The organism is Streptomyces sp. AC1-42W, assembly GCF_003248355.1.
Classification (GTDB): Bacteria; Actinomycetota; Actinomycetes; order Streptomycetales; family Streptomycetaceae; genus Streptomyces.
This window is the reverse complement of record NZ_QKWY01000004.1, coordinates 27843-44400: the sequence shown is the minus strand read 5'-3', so window position 1 is coordinate 44400 and position 16558 is coordinate 27843. Positions and strand designations below refer to the sequence as shown.

Genomic DNA, 16558 nt, shown 5'->3' with positions numbered 1-16558 from the left:
CGTGCGAGGGGGCCTCTCCTTTGTTCTCGCGATCCGCTGACAAGGAGCGATTCGCATGGCCAACGCTACCAGCGGGGGTGCCCGGTGAGTACAACCACAACCCCGGCCCCCGACAAGACGACGGACGACACGTACGTGGCACACAGCCCCTTCGCGGCGCTGCTGGCCACGGTCATCGCCGTGGCCGCCACCGTCCTGGCCCTGTTCGACCTGTTCGCGAACGGCCTGTGGCCCACCTGCCTGCACCTGGCCGTCGGCCTCGCCGTCTTCGGCGCGGTCCGGCTGTGCGTGGGCATGGCCCTGGAGCCGTTCATCCCGACCGACGACCCGGAGAGCACCACATGACCGCCGTCGACTTCCGCAAGCCCGACGTGATCCGCCCGGACGGCGACGACGACCCGCACTCCTGGGACGTCCCCGCCCTGGCCGACCACCCCGACCACAACGACGTCCAGGAGCTGGAGCACGACGAGGCCCCGGCGACCGGCACCGAGCCGGACCGCGACCCGCGCACCATGCGGCTGATCGCCGTCTTCGCCGGAGTCGGCGGCCTGGTGCTCGCCGCCATCGGCTTCACCGGCTCCTACACCACGCTCAAGAACCTCGCGGAGAGCAAGGACTTCGGTCTCTTCTCCTACGCGTTCCCGATCGGCATCGACGCCGGCATCCTCGTGCTCCTGGCGCTCGACCTCTACATGATGCGCAAGCGGATGCCGCTGCCGATCCTGCGCTGGGCCGCCCACGGGCTGACCGCCGCCACGGTGGCGTTCAACGCCGCCGCGCCCAAGGGGCCGTGGACGGCCGACCCGCTCGCGGCCTCCATGCACGGCGTCATCCCGGTGCTGTTCATCATCGCGGTGGAGGCCGCCCGCCACTACATCGGCCGGATGGCCGACCTGCTGGCCGGCGAAGCCCCGCTCGGGTCGGTCCCGCTGACCCGGTGGATCCTCTCCCCGCTGACCACGCCCCGCCTGGCCCGCCGGATGCGGCTCTACAACCTCCCCTACAAGGAGGTCGCCGCTCAGTTCCAGCAGCTGCGGATCTACCGCGAGGGCCTGCGTCAGAAGTACGACGACGACGAGCGGGGCTGGCGGAAGGCGGCGACGGCGAACGAGATGCTGCCGTTCAAGTTGGCGCCCTTCGGGTTCAGCGTGGAGCGTGCCCTCGCGGTGCCGCTGGAGGAGGAGACCAAGCGGATCGAGAGGGAGGCGCAGGCCGCCGTTCAGCGTGCCGAGGCCGAGATTCAGCGAGTGAAGACCGATGTTCAACTCGGAGCCGCTCGCATTCAGGCGGAGGTCGACAAGATCCGCGCCGAGGGTCAGCTGAAGATCGCGAAAGCCGAAGCGGAACGGGAGGCTCAGGCGGAGATTCAGCGCGCCGAAGCCGATGCTCAACTCCGTGAGGCCAAGCGCCAGCACGCGCTCAAGCTCGCTGAGGACAAGGCGGCGGCCGAAGCGCAGGAGCTCGCCGACGAGACCGAGAAGCGCCGCACCCTCGCCCAGATCGAGCGGGAGAAGGTGCAGGCCAGTTGGGGTCTGGAGAAGCAGCAGATGGCCACGGAGGCCACCGAGGCAGAGCGCCGGATCCAGGCGGATGCCGCCGCCCGAGCCCAGCGCGACGAGGCCGCCCGCAAGGCCGGCCTCGCGGAGCAGCAGCAGCGTCTGGCGCGGGCCCTGGCCGAAGAGAAGAAGGCCCTCGAAGAGGCCGCTGAACACGAGCGGAAGGAGGCTGAACACCGCGCCGCGACGGTGAACAAGGACCTGGAGGCGCAGCGCGACGCCGAGGAGATCGCCCTCTCCAAGGCCCGCGAGGAGGCTGCGGTCGAAGAGGCCGCGGAACGCCGTGCGCAGGCCGCTGAACACGAGGCCCGTGCGGTCGAAGCCGCCGCCCTGGCCCGCATGAACCAGGTCGACTGGGACGTGCAGAGGGTCGTCGCGATGATCCAGACCCGGGGCGAGAGCGCGGTCACCGTCCGCGTCATCGCCGACGAGCTGGGCATCTCCACCGGCTCCGCGCAGGACCGCAAGACCCGCGCCGTCGATCTCCTCAACGGCGGCGGCACCGAGGCTCCGGAGCAGGCCGCAGCCTGAAACGGAACCTGCTCGAAGGTCTTCCTGGCCCACACGGTCGCCCCTCGCAACGCCCCTCCGGCACACCGCCGGACGGGGTGGCTGCGGGGGTCGGCCGCGGCCGCCAGGCCGACCGCTTCACCCGCTCCACCCAGCACGATCCGGCCCGACCAGCGGCCCGGAAAGCACCTTTTGCACCCCCGACCCCGCCGTTTACGGAAAGTAGCGGCGAGGCGAGGCGAAGCGAGGCGAGGCGAGGGGGAAACCCCCTCCCAGCCCCCTGCTGAGCCCTCCAACCGGGGGTGACGGGGGGCCTCTGCCTCACCTCGCGTCGCCTCGCCTCTCCTCTCCGCTACGCATTGTGAGGAGATTCGTCGTGGCAGACACCGCGACCGCGCCCCCGGACACCACCGCCGGCGGCACCACCACCGAGGACACCGACACCGCCGAGTACACCGTGGTCACCGAGCCTTCGGAGACCACGGACCCGGCCCCGGAGCAGAAGAAGACCAGCCGCGGGCGCCCCCAGGCGCTGCCGCTTCTTGTCCACGGCACGAACGCAACCGGAATCGCCACGGGCATCGCCTACGGCGTCGCCGGAGTGCCCGGACTCATCGCCGCGGGCGCGGCCGGAGTGGCTGTCGCCGCTGCCGCACTGGCCGGTCGCAAGAAGCGCTCGAAAGTCTCCGCCGCCCGCAAGGCCGCTGCCGCGAACCGTTCCGGAGGCGGCTCCGGCCGGGCCGGCGGGGGTGCGGGCAAGGGCGGTCTGCTCGGACGCGGCGGAGGTCGCGGCCGGTCGGGCGGCGGCGGCGCCGGGGGCGGCCGGATGAACAACCGCAGCGGCCGGTTGAACGGCACCGGCGGCAAGATGAACGGCACCGGGAAGGGCGCTGAACGGCGTCCCGGCGGCGGCCGTCACGCCGCAGGCGGCGGCACCGGCGGGTCCGGGTCCGGGAAGAACGGGCGCGGCCTGGGCGGCCTGCTCGGCAAGGGCGGAGGCCGCGGCAAGGGCGGCCTGGGCGGCGGAGCCACCAGCCCCGCCGCCAACACCCCCAAGGGCACCGGCGGCAAGAACGGCCCCGGCGGGAGCAGCGGCGGCGGGAAGGCCGGCGCCGGTCAGCAGTCCCGCACCGGCAAGGCGTGGCAGACCCTCAAGGGCTGGGGCAACAAGATGCGCCGCAAGGGCGGCGGCTCGGGCACCGGGAGCGCCGGTTCCTCCGGCGGCTCCAGCGGCTCCGGCTCCGGGTCGGGCTCCAGCGGCAAGGGCACCACCCCGGCGAAGTCCCGCCTCGGGCGCGCGATGCAGAAGATGCGCGGCTGGGCGGGCAAGCTGCGCCGCTCCAAGAAGGGCAAGGGCGGCACGTCCGGCGGCTCCAGCGGTTCCGGCACCAAGGCCGGTTCGGCATCGGGCCGCCTCTACCGGATGCGCCGCACCGCCGCCCGCAAGCTCGGGCACTGGGCACGCTGCGCCGGAGCCGGATTCCTCGCCGGACTCGCCGGGCTCCTCACGCTGCCGCTGGGAATCCTGTGGGGCACCTGGCGCCTGCTCACCAAGCACCGCGACCCGCTCGCCGGGTTCGCCTTCCCCGTCCGGATCGCCGGACGGATCTGGCGGTTCTTCTTCCGCCGCTCCAAGGCCCGCCACGACAAGGAAGCCAAGGCGGACCAGCTCAACCTCACCGTCAACGACCCCCGGAAGGACACCGACCCCATGACCGGACCCTCTCTCGCCGCCGGCACCACCGTGCTGGACGGCAACAACTCCAAGTTCGCCCTCGCCATGCGGGCGACGCACTCCGCGTACACCGGCTACAGCCCGACCAGCATGATGGAGGTCGCTGCCGAGTACGCGGGCCTGCCCAACGGCATCCGGGCCGCGGCGATGGCCGTGCAGCAGATGGCCGTCAACTCCGACCAGAAGTACCCGTGCAGCAAGCGGGCCATCGCCAAGCTGACCGAGGCGTACCAGCGGATGGTCAACGCCGCCTCCCGTGCGGAGAACATGGTCGCCCTGTTCCGCTTCGCCCACGCCTTCGACATCGAGCGGATCGTCGCTCCGAGGACGAACGAGTGGATGTGGAACGTCACCCCGAACGGGTCGTCCGCGTCCGAGGCCGCGATGTTCCAGCCGGGCCGGATCGAGTCCGGGTGCGTCCTGATGGCCGTGCTCTACCGGACCTTCGACCCGGTCCACATGCTCCAGGTCGGCTCCGAGTACCAGGGCATCGGCTACGGGCTGAACGCCCTGGCCGACGCGATCGAGGCGCTGCACCAGCGCACCCGCGACCTGTACCCGGTCGACGACCGCGTCACCGACGAGCTCGGCACCCTGGTCCAGATGATCCGGGCGGCGGCCGACGACGCCGACATGGCCGCGAAGCTGTTCCTCGAGGACCACCGCCTGGAGATCAGCCACAACACCAACCCCCGCAAGGGCCCGGCCGCCGAGTCCATGTGGAACACCCCCCGCTGACCCTTCGACCCCCAGCACGACCCGCACCACCAGGAGCCGGTGGCCGACCCCGAACCCCGGGGCCGGCCACCGGCTCCCTTGCTGCCTATCCACCTTGTTGCTGCCCCCGCCCCGCCTTCCTGACCAGGACGGAGAACCTCCCCATGTCGATGCGTCACTGGGACTGGTCGCTGCCCAGCGGCCACACCACCTTCCTCGGATACGCCAGCGAGACCGCCGCCTCGATGGTGATGCTCGCCCCGATCACCGGACTGCCCTGGCAGGCCGCCGCCGTCACCCTCGGGGGCGCGGCCGCCGCCGGTGCCGTCCACGACCTGCGCGAGGGCACCACGGCCGGCACCCTCACCACCCGCGCCCTGTCCTGGGTCACCGCGGCCGGGTGGGCGTCCTGGGCGCTGGCGACCGCGCCCCTGACCTCTACCGGCTGGGCGACCGGCCTGGGCCTGGCCGCCGTCGGCATCGCCGCGAACGCGTCCGCGACCCGCTCGGAGTCCACCCGCTCCGAGCGCAAGCGGCTGCTCAAGCTGCGCCGCGAGTCGGTCGGCATCCTGCGCGACTGGGAAGACCGCATGAAGCGCGTCGCCCGGGTGGAGAACTGCGTCGGCAAGGACGTGCAGCACTGGCCCGGGAAGGTCGGCTACACCGTCGAGATCGACCTGCCCTCCGGCGGGACCACGGCCGACGACCTGAACGGCTACGGCCCGAAGTTCGCCGCCGACCTGCGCCTCGCCGACGGCTGCGGCGTCGAGATCTTCCCCGGCGCCAACCGCGGCACGATCCTGATCGAGGTCACCCTCAAGGACGTCATCAGCGAGGACATCCCCTACCCGGAGGACTTCTCCGAGCTGACGCTGACCGAGCGGTTCCCCTTCGGTCTGCACCGCAACGGCCAGGAGGCGCTCGGCAGTCTCTGCAACGACTGCGGCATCCTCATCGGCGAGACGGACGCGGGCAAGACGAACACGCTGCGCGTCGTCACCGGCCAGCTCGCCCGGATGCCCGACGCGCTGATCTGGGCCATCGACATCACCGGTGGTGGCGTCGCCCTCCCGTGGATCACCCCGTGGGCCACCGAGGGCCTCGCGTCCGCGCCGGTCGTCGACTGGATCGCGCACACCGAGGACGAAGCCCGGCTCATGCTCAAGATGGCCGGGGAGATCATCGCGGCTCGCAAGGCCGGATACCAGCAGCTGATGCGGGAGAAGAAGACCGACAACAAGCTGCCGATCTCCCACGAGATCCCGGGCATCGTCATCATCACCGACGAGACCGCCTCCCTCCCCTTCGACGTCAAGGAGATGCTCGACAAGGTCGCCGAAGAGGGCCGCGCGATGCGCGTGCGCAACCTCGTCTGCGGCCTGCGCGCCACGCAGGACGTCGTCACCGCCACCATGAAGATCCAGGCGAAGTGGCGCGTCGGCATGACCGTTTCCGACGCCGAAGAGCTCGCGTACCTCTTCCCCGGGTACATCAAGATCGACCCGAAGGACGCGCCCGTCGCGGGCGCCGGGTGGACGATGCACACCCGCCTCGGGCCCAAGAAGCCCACGGCGATGAAGGTGTGGCGCCTGGTCGACGAGCTCACCGACAAGATCTGCGCCGCGACCGCCGCCCGGAGGCCCAAGCTGGATGAGCTGTCCGCGTCGGTGGAGAGCGGCGCGTTCTACCCGCAGCGGTGGGCGCGCACGCTGCCGGACCTCTACAAGGGCCAGCAGCTCACCGAGTCCGCGCAGCACGCGATCGACAACGCCGGGGAGATCATCGACGCCTCCACCCTGCTCGCCTCCGCCCCGGCCCCGGCCGGATCGGCCGGCACCACCCCGGCGGCCCCGGCCGCCTCGGTGCCGCAGGGGTTCGAGGGCTTCGGCGGCGCGGCGGAGCTGTTCGCCGCCGTCAACGCCAGCCTCGACCCGACCGCCGGGCCGATCGCGGTTCCCGCCGGACCGGCTCCGGCTGCCGCTCCGGCAGCGGCCCCGCTCCCCCGCCCGACCCGCCCGGTCGACCCGCGCGAGAAGGGCTGGGAGCTCCTGGTCGCCGCCGGCGAAACCGGCTACACGCCCAAGCTCCTGCACGAGGCGCTCCAGCAGCTCCTGGGCGACGCCACCCCGGCGCCGCGCACGGTCGGCGGCTGGCTCAGCAAGTGGGCGGAGGAAGGCAGGGCCATCAAGGACGACTCCGGGCAGTACGCCCGGTACATCGCCCGTGAGGCCGCCGCCCAGCAGCCCAGCACCGCCCCCGCCGAACCGGCCGGGACGGCGCTGCCCGAGGGCCTGGACGGCGCCCTGGTCCTCGAGGCCGTCGAACTGGTCGTGTCCACCCAGTTCGGGTCGACGTCGATGCTCCAGCGCAAGCTGCGCATCGGCTTCGCCCTGGCGGAGAGGCTGATGGACTACCTCCACCAGCTGGGCATCGTCGGCCCCTCCGACGGCTCCAAGGCCCGCGAAATCCAGGTCTCGACTGACGACCTGGAGGTGGTAAAGATGAGGCTGGCCGACGAACTCGGCTTCACCGCGCGCGACTTGGGCGCGATGGGTCTCGCGGCCGCCGCCGCTTCGCACACCAAGGAGTGACCATGGAGACAGCGGATGAGGAGATCGAGCGCCTGGAAGCCGAACGGCACTCCTACAGCGAGACCTTCAAGAACACCTCCGAGGCCGACACCGTCACCCGCGCACACCTCCAGTCGGAGATGGACCGGCGCACCGCCCGGATCCAGGAGCTCCAGCAGCACCAGCCGCTGGGGTTCTTCGCCCGCTGGGGCCTGCGCGCCGCCGCCATCGCGGCAGTCTGGGGCGCGTTCGAGTTCGGCCCGTGGTGGGTGAAGGTCGGCCTCGGTCTCCTCGCGGCGTTCCTCGCCTTCTACAGCCTCGGCTGACCTCCCCGCCCCACCTCACGGCCCGACCCGGGCCACCCAGGACCCGCCCAGCCATCCCGGCCGGGCGGGTCCTTCGCGTTCCCCGCCACCCCCTCCCCCGTCAAGGAGCACCCCGTGGAACCCCGCGACCTCACCCTCACCGACTACCAGCACACCCCGCCGCACCCCGGCCCGCCCACCGCCGGCCTCCCGGTCGACGGACTGGAGCAGATCTGGGCCCTGTTCCCCGAGGCCCGCCCCGGCGCCCGGCCCGGCGACCTCCCGGCCGCGCCCGCCCACGCCGCCGTCGGACTCCCCACCGACGAGGCGTACATGGCGCGCGTCTACGACCTGGTCCGCCGGGAGAAAGCCCTCCAGTACCTCCGCGCGCAGTACCAGCAGGCGGCCCTCGCCCCGGTCCCCGCCTACCCGCAGGTCATGGCTCCGGCACCGACGCACCTGCTTCCGCCCGCCGCTCCGGCCGCGCCGCAGCGAGCGGTGCCGGCGTTCGTGTGGAAGTACAGCGCCATCGCCCTGTCGACCGGCGGCGGCATCGCGCTCGCCGGGGTCGGCGTCGGTGCTGCCGCTCCGACCCTCGCGCAGCTGCCCGCCATCCTCACCGCGACCGGCCAGGCCGTGATGAGCGTGGCCGGCCTGTTCGTGCTGATCTTCCTCGCGCTCGCCGTACGCGGAGCCTCGCGCGGCAACGGCGGGGGCGGCACCACGGTCAACATCCGCAAGGCGGTCTTCCGGCGCAACAAGTTCCACGGATGAGCCGGGCTGCCTGCCTCGCCCCCGCCCCGCCCGCTCCGGGCGCCGGGGACGGGACAGGCCGCCCGGCCCGCACCACCACCGTCTCGACAAGGAGCAGCATCACCTTGGCACCCAACGACCCGACCCCGGCCGCCGACAACGACCGCACGAAGTCGACGTCGACGAAGAAGGAGTCCCGCCTCTCCGAAGCCCGCACCTGGTGGAACGAGGCATGGGACGAGGGCGGCACCCTCCACGAGCTGTGGGAGGACGTCCGGCGCGCACCCGACGCCGGATGGCACGGCATGGCCAACTGGATCAAGGCCGTCGCCGCCATCGCCGTGTTCTCGTTCGTCGTCCTGCTCTTCAACGGCGCCGTCGACGTCCTGCTGGACGCCGCGCACCGCATCCTCACCGCCGTGCCGAACGTCCAGGTCGGCGACAACACCTCCACCGGCGTGTGGGCCACGATCGACAACCCGATCCGCTCCTACATCGCCGCCCACTCCGCCGGCCTGCCGATCAGCGCCTCCACCGTCTACACCCTGTGGCAGGTCACCGGCCTGTTCTCCCTGATCGCCGGGTTCATCACCCGCAGCAACGGGATCCGGCTGACGTGGCTGGCATGGGGGTGCGCGGGCATCGCGATGGTCTGGACGACGACCCCGGACACCTCGCGCACCGTCGCCACCGCCATCGCCGTCCTCGCCTGGACGTTCGCGTCGGCCTTCGCCCTGCGCGGGCTGAACCTGCGGCCGCAGGTCTTCTCCACCGTGCACACCGACCCGCAGATCACGGTCCAACCGCAGATCCACATCCCGGCCCAGCCCGACGGCCCCGCCCCGGACAACGTCCGCCAGCTGGGCCGCTGATCCGGTCGCTCCGCCTGGCCACCGGCCGCCGCCGCCCGTACCCCGGGCGGCCGGCTGCCGGTGACCGGACAGGCCGACCGGCCTGAGCTCCACCCGCGCCCGCCACCCCGCCACCAGGGGCGGCGGGCGCTTGAACGTCCACGCCACCGACGACATGGAGGGTTCATCGTGCTCATCCCCCGGCCCCGCCGCAGGATCGGCCGCCCCCGCCCCACCATCCCCGGCCCCCGATACCCCGCGCCCCAGCGCCGACTCCCCGGTACCTGGAGCAGGTGATGGCCGACCAGGACCAGGACCTGGTCGACGTCGACCCGAACGACCCCGGCGACGGCTCCTTACCGGTCTTCCGGTGGAAGCAGGCCGGGCGCGAGAACCTCGCGACGCGCCGCCAGTTGCGGGAGATGGGCCTGCGCCCCGGCGGCCAGGAGCCCGTCGCACGGATCGAATGCCGTGGCGGCAAGCGCTTCGCGTGGCTGTACCGGATCGACCTGGCGAAGCCGAAGTTCGCGATGACGCTCGCGAAGGAAGCCGCGCTCGACAAGGCGATGGCTGCTCGCCAGACGTGTCCCGGCCCCTGCGGCCGGCGCTATTTCCACTGCCTCCCGCTGAAAACCCTGGGGTCCTGCCTGGAGTGCTACGACGGCACGCCCGCCGACCCCGCCTCCTACATCGCTCCCCCGGCCAAGCACCTGCTGGCCGCCTGATCTGAGAGGACACCAGCCCATGAGCACCGCCACCCTCGCCGCCTTCACCGAGCCGGACCGCCCCAAGAACCTGCTGATCAGGTTCATCACGGTCGGCGGCTCGTACGTGGACGTCACCGGCCCCGGCGAGCACTCCGACAAGAACCGCTGGCACTGCCACGGCTGCGGCGACTCCTCCGACCGGCCCGAGGAGGACTTCCTGTTCTGCATCCGGCCGGACGCCAACAGCCACGCCGCCGCCTGCCGCGCCATCCCGCTGAAGTGAGCGCCCGCCACCTGCGCGGCGCCCTGCTGCTGGCCGCCGCCGTCCCGCTCGCCGCGGCGACGGCCGCCGCCGCGCTCAGCTTGTTCTTTAACGTGGGGCGTCGAACGATGCGTCGTACTTGATCACTCGGTCCGGTAACTGCCGTACGCGGAGCTTTTTCCACCCTGATGGCCGGGCGGGGCAGTTGGGCTGACAGACCGCAAGCTCCGCTGCTCGACCACTCGCATCACAAGCCTTGTCCAGGCTGTCCTCACCCTGCACCTGGCCAGCTCAGAGTGAAGATGGAAAGGGCTCACTGGAATTGAGATCTTCCGCCCGCCGGCCCGTACCCGACGGCCGCGCGGTTCGTTGGGCACAGCATGATCACACTTCGCCGCGCCGCTGTCCTCGGCGCCACTTCCGCTCTTGCCATCGCGGTCGCCGCATCTCCGGCATCGGCTGGCACAGGGCTGTCGGTCAACGACACCGTCACCCTCGAAGGCAATAGCGCTACCGTCTCCGGCACATACTCCTGCCAGACGAAGGACACCAAGCTCGCGGGCGTCGACAAGGCCAGGGTCACTCTCCAAGTCCTCGTGACGCAGGGCACGCTGGGCACCCCGGATTACGTGCCCGGTAGCGACGTCATCGAGGTGTCCTGCCCGGCCACGAACAAGCCATGGCAGATGACCCTGGCCCCGAACGCCGCCCATCTCGGCGAAAAGTGGAAGACGGGTTCAGGCAAGGTTGAGGCCACCCTGCTCAAGTCCAGGCCCTCCAATTCCCTTTTCGGCCCGAGTGTTGTTGGACAGATTGCCGAGCTGAACCGGACTGTCAGCGTCGACTGACCGCCCGCACTGGGAGGAGAATGCGGGAGCACTGGCGGAGCGCCGTGCGTGTTGGCGCCCCGCCAGTGCCGCTTTCGTGTCCGGGCCCGGCCGGAGACTGCGAGCTGAGCTTGTTCTTCATCTATCGGCTTCGAACGGTGTCTCGAACTGAGTCGCTCACCTGGGGATTCGTCGGACGTAGGGGCGGCCTTCGTCTGATCATGTGCTCCGACCAAGGTGCACTGACCAAGACGAAGGCCGTGAGGGTGAGTCTGCTGCCTGACGCAGTCCGGAGGGAAGCGTTCGCGGAAGCGTCACGCTTCCGGGGAGAGTTCTACGAGTGTCTGACCGCCCGGCGTGACGAGCTGTTCGAGCTGGCGGACGCGGTGCTGTGTGCGGACGGTGCGGTGAAGTCCCCGGTGGACCTGACACTGCTGCCCGAGCACCGTCGTGGACACGGAGCGATGTACGGCGGCCTGAACCACGGCCGGATCGACGTCGGTCAGCTGCGGACAGTGCTCGCAGGGCTGTCATTGCCGCGTTTCGACGGCGGGCGCCTGGTCCTGGCGGTCGATGTGTCGCCGTGGCTTCGCTCGGACGCGCCGTGCTCGGCGGAGCGGCTGTTCTGTCACGTCTACGGCCGCGCGAAGACGGCCTCGCAGTTCATCCCGGGCTGGCCCTACTCCTTCGTGGCCGCGCTGGAGCCGGGTTCCACGTCCTGGACCGCGATCCTGGACGCGGTCCGGCTCGGACCGGCGGACGACGCGACCGCGGTCACCGCCGCCCAGCTGCGTGGTGTCGTCGAGCGGCTCGTCGCCGCGGGTCAGTGGCGGACCGGGGACCCGCATATCGTGATCGTCATGGACGCGGGCTACGACGTCACCCGCCTGGCCTGGGTCCTGCGCGACCTGCCCGTCGAGCTGGTCGGCCGGGTCCGCTCCGACCGTGTCATGCGGCTGCCGAAGCCGCCCCGCAGGCCGGGGACGAACGGCCGGCCGCCCAAGCACGGCCCGGAGTTCCGCTTCACCAAGCCGGAGACCTGGCCCGAGCCCGCGATCACCACGGTCACCGACACCACCAACTACGGCAAGGCCGAAACCCAGGCGTGGGACCGGGTCCACCCCCGACTCACCCACCGTTCCTCCTGGCTCGACCACGACGGCGAACTCCCCTTGATCGAAGGCACGTTGATCCGGCTGGAGGTCGAGCACCTGCCGAAGGAACGAGATGCCCCGCCGGTGTGGCTATGGTCCTCGAAGACCGGTGCCACACCGGACGATGTGGACCGTTTCTGGCAGGCGTTCCTCCGCCGCTTCGATCTGGAGCACACTTTCCGCTTCGCGAAGCAGACGCTCGGCTGGACCACCCCGAAACTCCGCACCCCCGAGGCGGCGGACCGCTGGACCTGGATCCTGATCGTCGCCCACACCCAGCTCCGGCTCGCCCGCCCGCTCGCCACGGACCTCCGCCGGCCCTGGGAGAAACCCACCGCCTCCGGCTGGCTCACCCCCGCCCGAGTACGCCGAGGGTTCAGGAACATCCGCGCCCACCTCACCTGCCCGGCCCGCGTTCCCAAACCCTGCGGCGCCGGCCCCGGACGACCACCCGGCGCCAAGAACAGACACCGGGCACCCCGCTACGACGTCGGCAAAACCGTCAAACGCCCCGAGACTCTCAAGGCCATCGGCAAGCCCGGAAGATCTTGGTAGATAAAGAACAAGCTCAGTGACTGTTTCTCAACCCGAAGCGCGATAGGCATTGAGCGTTATCACTTCGCGGAACATCACCGATCGCGGTTGGCGGTCCCGCCGACCGCGATCGGCGGAGCCCGCGTAGTGGCTCAGTGATGCGAAATCCCCCTGCGGGGGCAGAGCAGTCCTGCGTCTGTCAATGCTGCGATGGCGGCTCCTAGAGAATGGCGCATGTTGCCGCTTTCATCCGGAATCAATTGCCTCACTTTGTGCCAGCTTGGCGTCATTGCCAGGCGCATATGAGTACGGTCGGCGCGCACGTGGCAAGCAGGTGCTCCATTGGAACGCAGCAGACCTATAGGGAGGTCTCAGTGAAGCGCGCCCGGAAACTGTCCTGCCTGGCCGTCGCGGCCATCTCGGTGATATTCGGTTCGGTCTCAACGTCGCATGCGGCGGAGCAGGCAGGAGAGGTGTCCACCTGGTATCTGGACATCACCGACAACGCGTACCACAAGAACAGCAGCTATCCCTGTACCGCGCATGACTGGTACTACCCGTCATGGCCGATCGACTGGACGTACAACGTCAACTGTGGCCGCAGAGTGTGGCTCCACGAGAACGTCGACAAGACGGGACGTGACATCTGCATCGGCCCCGGTCAGGCCAAGTTCACCCCGTTCGGGTACGCCTACCCTGCCGTCTTTACCGTCGGGGCTGCCAAGCCCTGTCCCTAGCGCTCAGCAGGTGGCGGGGCGGACTTTGGAGGTTCGCCCCGCCGCATCCTGGCGGGCCAGGGTCACGACGTGTCCGTCGTACCAGTCCTCAGAATGTGAACAGTGCCGATACTGTCCAGTGACACGTCAGGGATTGCTTCGGGTGGCCTGATGGTCATGGTCTGCACGCGAAATGAGTTCGCATCGACGAAAAGGGCTGCCCACGTGCCGGCCCGCACTGTCTTCGTGCCTGGAACCTTGAAGGTGAAGTTCCCCTTCAGGATGACGAGGTAGATGGGTTCGTCATCCGAGCCGACCGTTCCGTCGTGGAGTGCCCGCATGGCGATGTCCCGGGTAGTGGAAACCGCCAGCACTTCGCTCGGTGCTTCATCACCCTGCACCTCAGACCACTTGGCAGCTGTGGTCTTTAGACGATCAAGAGCCTGCGTTGAAATCTCGCCAGCGTTCATGAGAGAAGCGTCGCAGAGACTGCTGGTAGTCGTTATCCCCAAAAGAGCCAACGCTTGTCCAGCGGGAGAGTCCGCGGACTGGAGGAGCTGTCGACGTCACACCGCCAGGTGGGTCCCCCCGGAGATCTTCCCGGGTGGTCGAGTGAGGCGGCGGGTCATCAGCGTGATGGAGGCCCAGGTGATGAGGGTTTCTGAGTGCTGAATCAGCCGTTCGTAGTCGCGTGCATGCCGGCGGGCGTTCATCATCCAGGCCAGCGAGCGTTCGACGACCCAGCGGCGGGGCAGCAGGACGAACCCGGAGGTGTCCTTCGGCCGGGCGACCGTTTTGATCGTGAGGTTCAGGTGCTTCTTCGCCCAGTTGATGAGCTTGCCCGCGTAGGCGCGGTCGGCCCAGACGATGGTGATCTCGGGGTGCATCAGCCGGAGACGGAAGAGGACCTCCTTGGCTGCGGCGGAATCGTGCAGGTCAGCCGGCGTGACCATGACCAGCAGGGGCAGGCCGCGGGTGTCGACCACGAGATGCCGTTTGCGGCCATTGATTTTCTTCCCTGGGTCGTAACCCCGGGACTCTTTCCCGACGGTCGAGGCCGCTTTGACTGACTGCGAGTCGATGATCGTGGCGACCGCCCGGGGGCCTTTGCCCATCTCGCGGCGGATCCGCTGGGCCAACGCGTCACGGATCTGGCCAATGACACCGCAGGCCGCCCAGCGGGCCATGAACCCCCAAACCGTCCGCCAGGGCGGGAAGTCCGCAGGTAGGGCCCTCCATTTGCAGCCGGTGTCCACGACATATCGGATCGCGTCGACGATCTCGCGCCGGGGGTGTCTCTCCGGCCGGCCGCCGCGGGCGGTGTCGCAGGCCGGCGGCGGCAGCAGCGGTTCGATCAGCGTCCACTCGGCGTCCGTCGTGTCCGAGGGATAGCGGCGGTGACGCACTTGGCCTCCCGTCTGACCTGGGGCGGGGGCCGACCGGCAAAGCCGGTCGGCCCCCGCGGGAAGGGTCAGGAGCTGGCGATGAGGTCGAGGGTGGACTCGATCGAGTTGAGCTGGGCGACGATGTGCTTGACCCACTTGTCGTTCGGGTGAGCGGCGGCGTGCGGGGCGACGGTGCCGGTGATGAACCGGCGGAACTCGTTCAGCTTCTGGGAGACGACGGCCCGCTCGTATGCCTCCAGCGCGGTCCGGTCGGCGCCGAGCTGATAGCCGACCTCACGGGTCCAGGTCAGAGGCGGCCAGCCTCTGGAGGCCGCTTCGTCCTTCAGGGCGCCGATCCCGGATCTGACCTGGCAGGCGGACAGATCCGTCGCGCGGACGAGCTGGGTGAAGTCCAGCCCGGCCGGGCGGGCCTCGAACAGCACGAAGCGCACGGTGTCGGCATGGCGTCTGGCCGCGTCTCCCTTCCTGCGTGAGACACGGGGCATGATCACTCGCCTTTCAGCATGCGGGCGAGCTCGTCGTCCATGTCGACCTTGCCGGTGTCCACCGCCGTTTCGATCCAGTCGAGCGTCGCCTTCACCTTCGCGACATTCTGGTGCACGATCGCGCGTTCGTCCTCGGACAGCTGGCGGTCCCGCAGGCCCGGAACAGTGCGGCCGGCTGCGGCGACGAACGAGTGGAAGGCGGTGACCAGGTCCAGGAACTCCACCGTGCGGTCGATGTTGCGGACCGCCGGCGCGACCGGGCTGGTGCGGTCGAAGTAGTCGTGGGCTTGCCGACTGCGCTCGGCCTGGGCAGAGTTGACCTGGAAGCGGGCGGTGTCGTCGCTCATCGCCTTGAAGGCGACGTCCGGCCTGCGGAGCAGGCTGGTCGCGGCGGTGGTCGCCACCCCCTCGTCGCGGGTGAATTCCTCCACCACCCGGACCTTGTCCTCCGCCGACACTTTGGCCGCGACCTGCGGACGCTTGAGGAAGTCGGTGGTGACCGTGGCCGCGACCTCCGCGTCCCGGGCCAGCGAGTGGATTGCGGTGACCTTCTCCTGCGGCGTGATCGGCGTGTCGACCTGCTGACCCACCCGCCGGTTGGCATCGTCCGCACTCCACCGGGACTTGCCGTCCGGCGGCGTCAGGATCACCGCGAAGCGCTCGTCCTCGTCCTCGATGTTCGCCAGCGAGCGGTGGACCGTGTAGGAGGCGATCTTCGGCCGGCGCCGTTCCTTCGGCCAGCGAGAGGCCACCCACCTGGCCGTTTTCACCGTGGCGACACTCAGACCGATGTCCTCGGCCAGTCGTTTCAGCGACTGCTCGACCGTGTACTCGCTCTCCCCGACGGGGCCGCCCCGCTGCCTCATCGGTTCGACCTCCAGGGCGCGGTCCCCGATCGTGAACTGCCCGCGTGTCTGCTGTTCGACGACGTCACGCAGCTCGGCCACGATCTGTTCGTAACGGGACTGGCTGACGGCTCCGACGTTCTCGTTCTCCTCGGACATGGCTTTCACCATCCAAGTGCGGGCCAGGGCACGGCACTTCGGGCCGCGACGGGACAGGACCCGCATCCGTCACCGAGAGTCAGACTATAAATAGGAAGATCACAACGAATGACCGTAAATGACCGGACTGTGAACGAAACCGGCTTCAGGATGCGTTCGGTCAGTGGTCACTGTGAACGGTCCGCGAACGGTTCCTTCCGTCGCCGCCAGGCCCTCACGACACACCGCCGTGAGCAGTAGCGGGCGTCCGAGCGGCGGTCGACGCCCGCCACCCAGCGGGCCCCGCACTCCGGGCACTCGATCATGCCGGCCTCGTCCCGGACGGCCGCCAGACGCTTGCGCAGCCGCTGTTCTTTCCGCCACTGCCTGGAACGACACACCGAGGAGCAGAACATTGCACCGGGCCGGGCATCCGGCCTCAGCCGTTCCCCGCAGGCCCGACAGACCCTCTCCCCGGCCCTCT

16 protein-coding genes and 1 pseudogene are annotated in these 16558 nt (G+C 70.1%); 13 read left to right on the top strand and 4 right to left on the bottom strand.

Features of this window, described 5'->3' with window-relative positions; translation table 11 throughout:
• The first annotated feature begins 84 nt into the window (after nucleotides 1-84).
• The 13 genes and pseudogenes from DNK56_RS34490 (at nucleotide 85) to DNK56_RS34430 (ending at nucleotide 13221) form a co-directional block, all read left to right on the top strand.
• Entirely contained in the window at nucleotides 85-345 is a 261-nt protein-coding gene (locus DNK56_RS34490) for a hypothetical protein (protein ID WP_241990241.1), read from the top strand.
• The gene (locus DNK56_RS34485; RefSeq protein WP_111340001.1) at nucleotides 342-2090 is read left to right on the top strand and encodes a DUF2637 domain-containing protein; all 1749 of its coding nucleotides are present in this window, start codon (nucleotides 342-344) and stop codon (nucleotides 2088-2090) included. Before DNK56_RS34490 ends, DNK56_RS34485 begins: the two co-directional genes overlap by 4 nt.
• 355 nt (nucleotides 2091-2445) lie before the next feature.
• Nucleotides 2446-4542, top strand: a complete 2097-nt coding sequence (locus tag DNK56_RS36405) for a hypothetical protein (RefSeq protein ID WP_111340000.1) — start codon at nucleotides 2446-2448, stop codon at nucleotides 4540-4542.
• Nucleotides 4543-4691: 149 nt separating this feature from the next.
• On the top strand, nucleotides 4692-7112 hold the full coding sequence (locus DNK56_RS34475; RefSeq protein ID WP_111340022.1) for a DNA translocase FtsK: 2421 nt from the start codon (nucleotides 4692-4694) through the stop codon (nucleotides 7110-7112).
• Between the two features lie 2 nt (nucleotides 7113-7114).
• Nucleotides 7115-7417 carry a hypothetical protein gene (locus DNK56_RS34470; RefSeq protein WP_111339999.1) on the top strand — a complete coding sequence of 101 codons (303 nt, stop codon included), beginning with the start codon at nucleotides 7115-7117 and terminating at the stop codon, nucleotides 7415-7417.
• A 114-nt stretch (nucleotides 7418-7531) separates the two neighbouring features.
• Nucleotides 7532-8170 carry a hypothetical protein gene (locus tag DNK56_RS34465; RefSeq protein ID WP_111339998.1) on the top strand — a complete coding sequence of 213 codons (639 nt, stop codon included), beginning with the start codon at nucleotides 7532-7534 and terminating at the stop codon, nucleotides 8168-8170.
• Nucleotides 8167-9021, top strand: coding sequence for a hypothetical protein (locus DNK56_RS34460; protein ID WP_241990240.1), 855 nt, complete (start codon nucleotides 8167-8169; stop codon nucleotides 9019-9021). The genes DNK56_RS34465 and DNK56_RS34460 overlap by 4 nt, the downstream gene beginning before the upstream one ends.
• A 275-nt stretch (nucleotides 9022-9296) precedes the next feature.
• On the top strand, nucleotides 9297-9725 hold the full coding sequence (locus DNK56_RS34455; protein WP_111339996.1) for an RRQRL motif-containing zinc-binding protein: 429 nt from the start codon (nucleotides 9297-9299) through the stop codon (nucleotides 9723-9725).
• A gap of 19 nt (nucleotides 9726-9744) precedes the next feature.
• The gene (locus DNK56_RS34450) at nucleotides 9745-9990 is read left to right on the top strand and encodes a hypothetical protein (protein WP_111339995.1); all 246 of its coding nucleotides are present in this window, start codon (nucleotides 9745-9747) and stop codon (nucleotides 9988-9990) included.
• A gap of 198 nt (nucleotides 9991-10188) precedes the next feature.
• Nucleotides 10189-10269: pseudogene (locus DNK56_RS34445) on the top strand (IS5/IS1182 family transposase); the annotation flags it as partial.
• Nucleotides 10270-10349: 80 nt separating this feature from the next.
• Entirely contained in the window at nucleotides 10350-10817 is a 468-nt protein-coding gene (locus DNK56_RS34440) for a hypothetical protein (protein WP_111339994.1), read from the top strand.
• Nucleotides 10818-11062: 245 nt separating this feature from the next.
• Nucleotides 11063-12505: an NF041680 family putative transposase gene (locus DNK56_RS34435; protein ID WP_342211096.1), complete on the top strand. Its 1443-nt coding sequence runs from the start codon at nucleotides 11063-11065 to the stop codon at nucleotides 12503-12505.
• 353 nt (nucleotides 12506-12858) lie between these two features.
• Nucleotides 12859-13221, top strand: coding sequence for a hypothetical protein (locus DNK56_RS34430; RefSeq protein WP_111339992.1), 363 nt, complete (start codon nucleotides 12859-12861; stop codon nucleotides 13219-13221).
• Between the two features lie 62 nt (nucleotides 13222-13283).
• On the opposite strand, the gene DNK56_RS34425 is transcribed toward DNK56_RS34430, so the two are convergent.
• From DNK56_RS34425 to DNK56_RS34410, 4 genes are all read right to left on the bottom strand, one after another.
• Complete coding sequence (locus DNK56_RS34425; RefSeq protein ID WP_146615271.1) at nucleotides 13284-13670, bottom strand: hypothetical protein; 387 nt, start codon at nucleotides 13668-13670, stop codon at nucleotides 13284-13286.
• Nucleotides 13671-13766: 96 nt separating this feature from the next.
• Nucleotides 13767-14606, bottom strand: a complete 840-nt coding sequence (locus tag DNK56_RS34420; RefSeq protein WP_111339990.1) for an IS5 family transposase — start codon at nucleotides 14604-14606, stop codon at nucleotides 13767-13769.
• Nucleotides 14607-14671: 65 nt separating this feature from the next.
• Complete coding sequence (locus DNK56_RS34415) at nucleotides 14672-15091, bottom strand: RacP protein (RefSeq protein ID WP_111340021.1); 420 nt, start codon at nucleotides 15089-15091, stop codon at nucleotides 14672-14674.
• A 2-nt stretch (nucleotides 15092-15093) separates the two neighbouring features.
• Complete coding sequence (locus DNK56_RS34410) at nucleotides 15094-16095, bottom strand: DUF6192 family protein (protein ID WP_111339989.1); 1002 nt, start codon at nucleotides 16093-16095, stop codon at nucleotides 15094-15096.
• Nucleotides 16096-16558 lie beyond the last annotated feature (463 nt).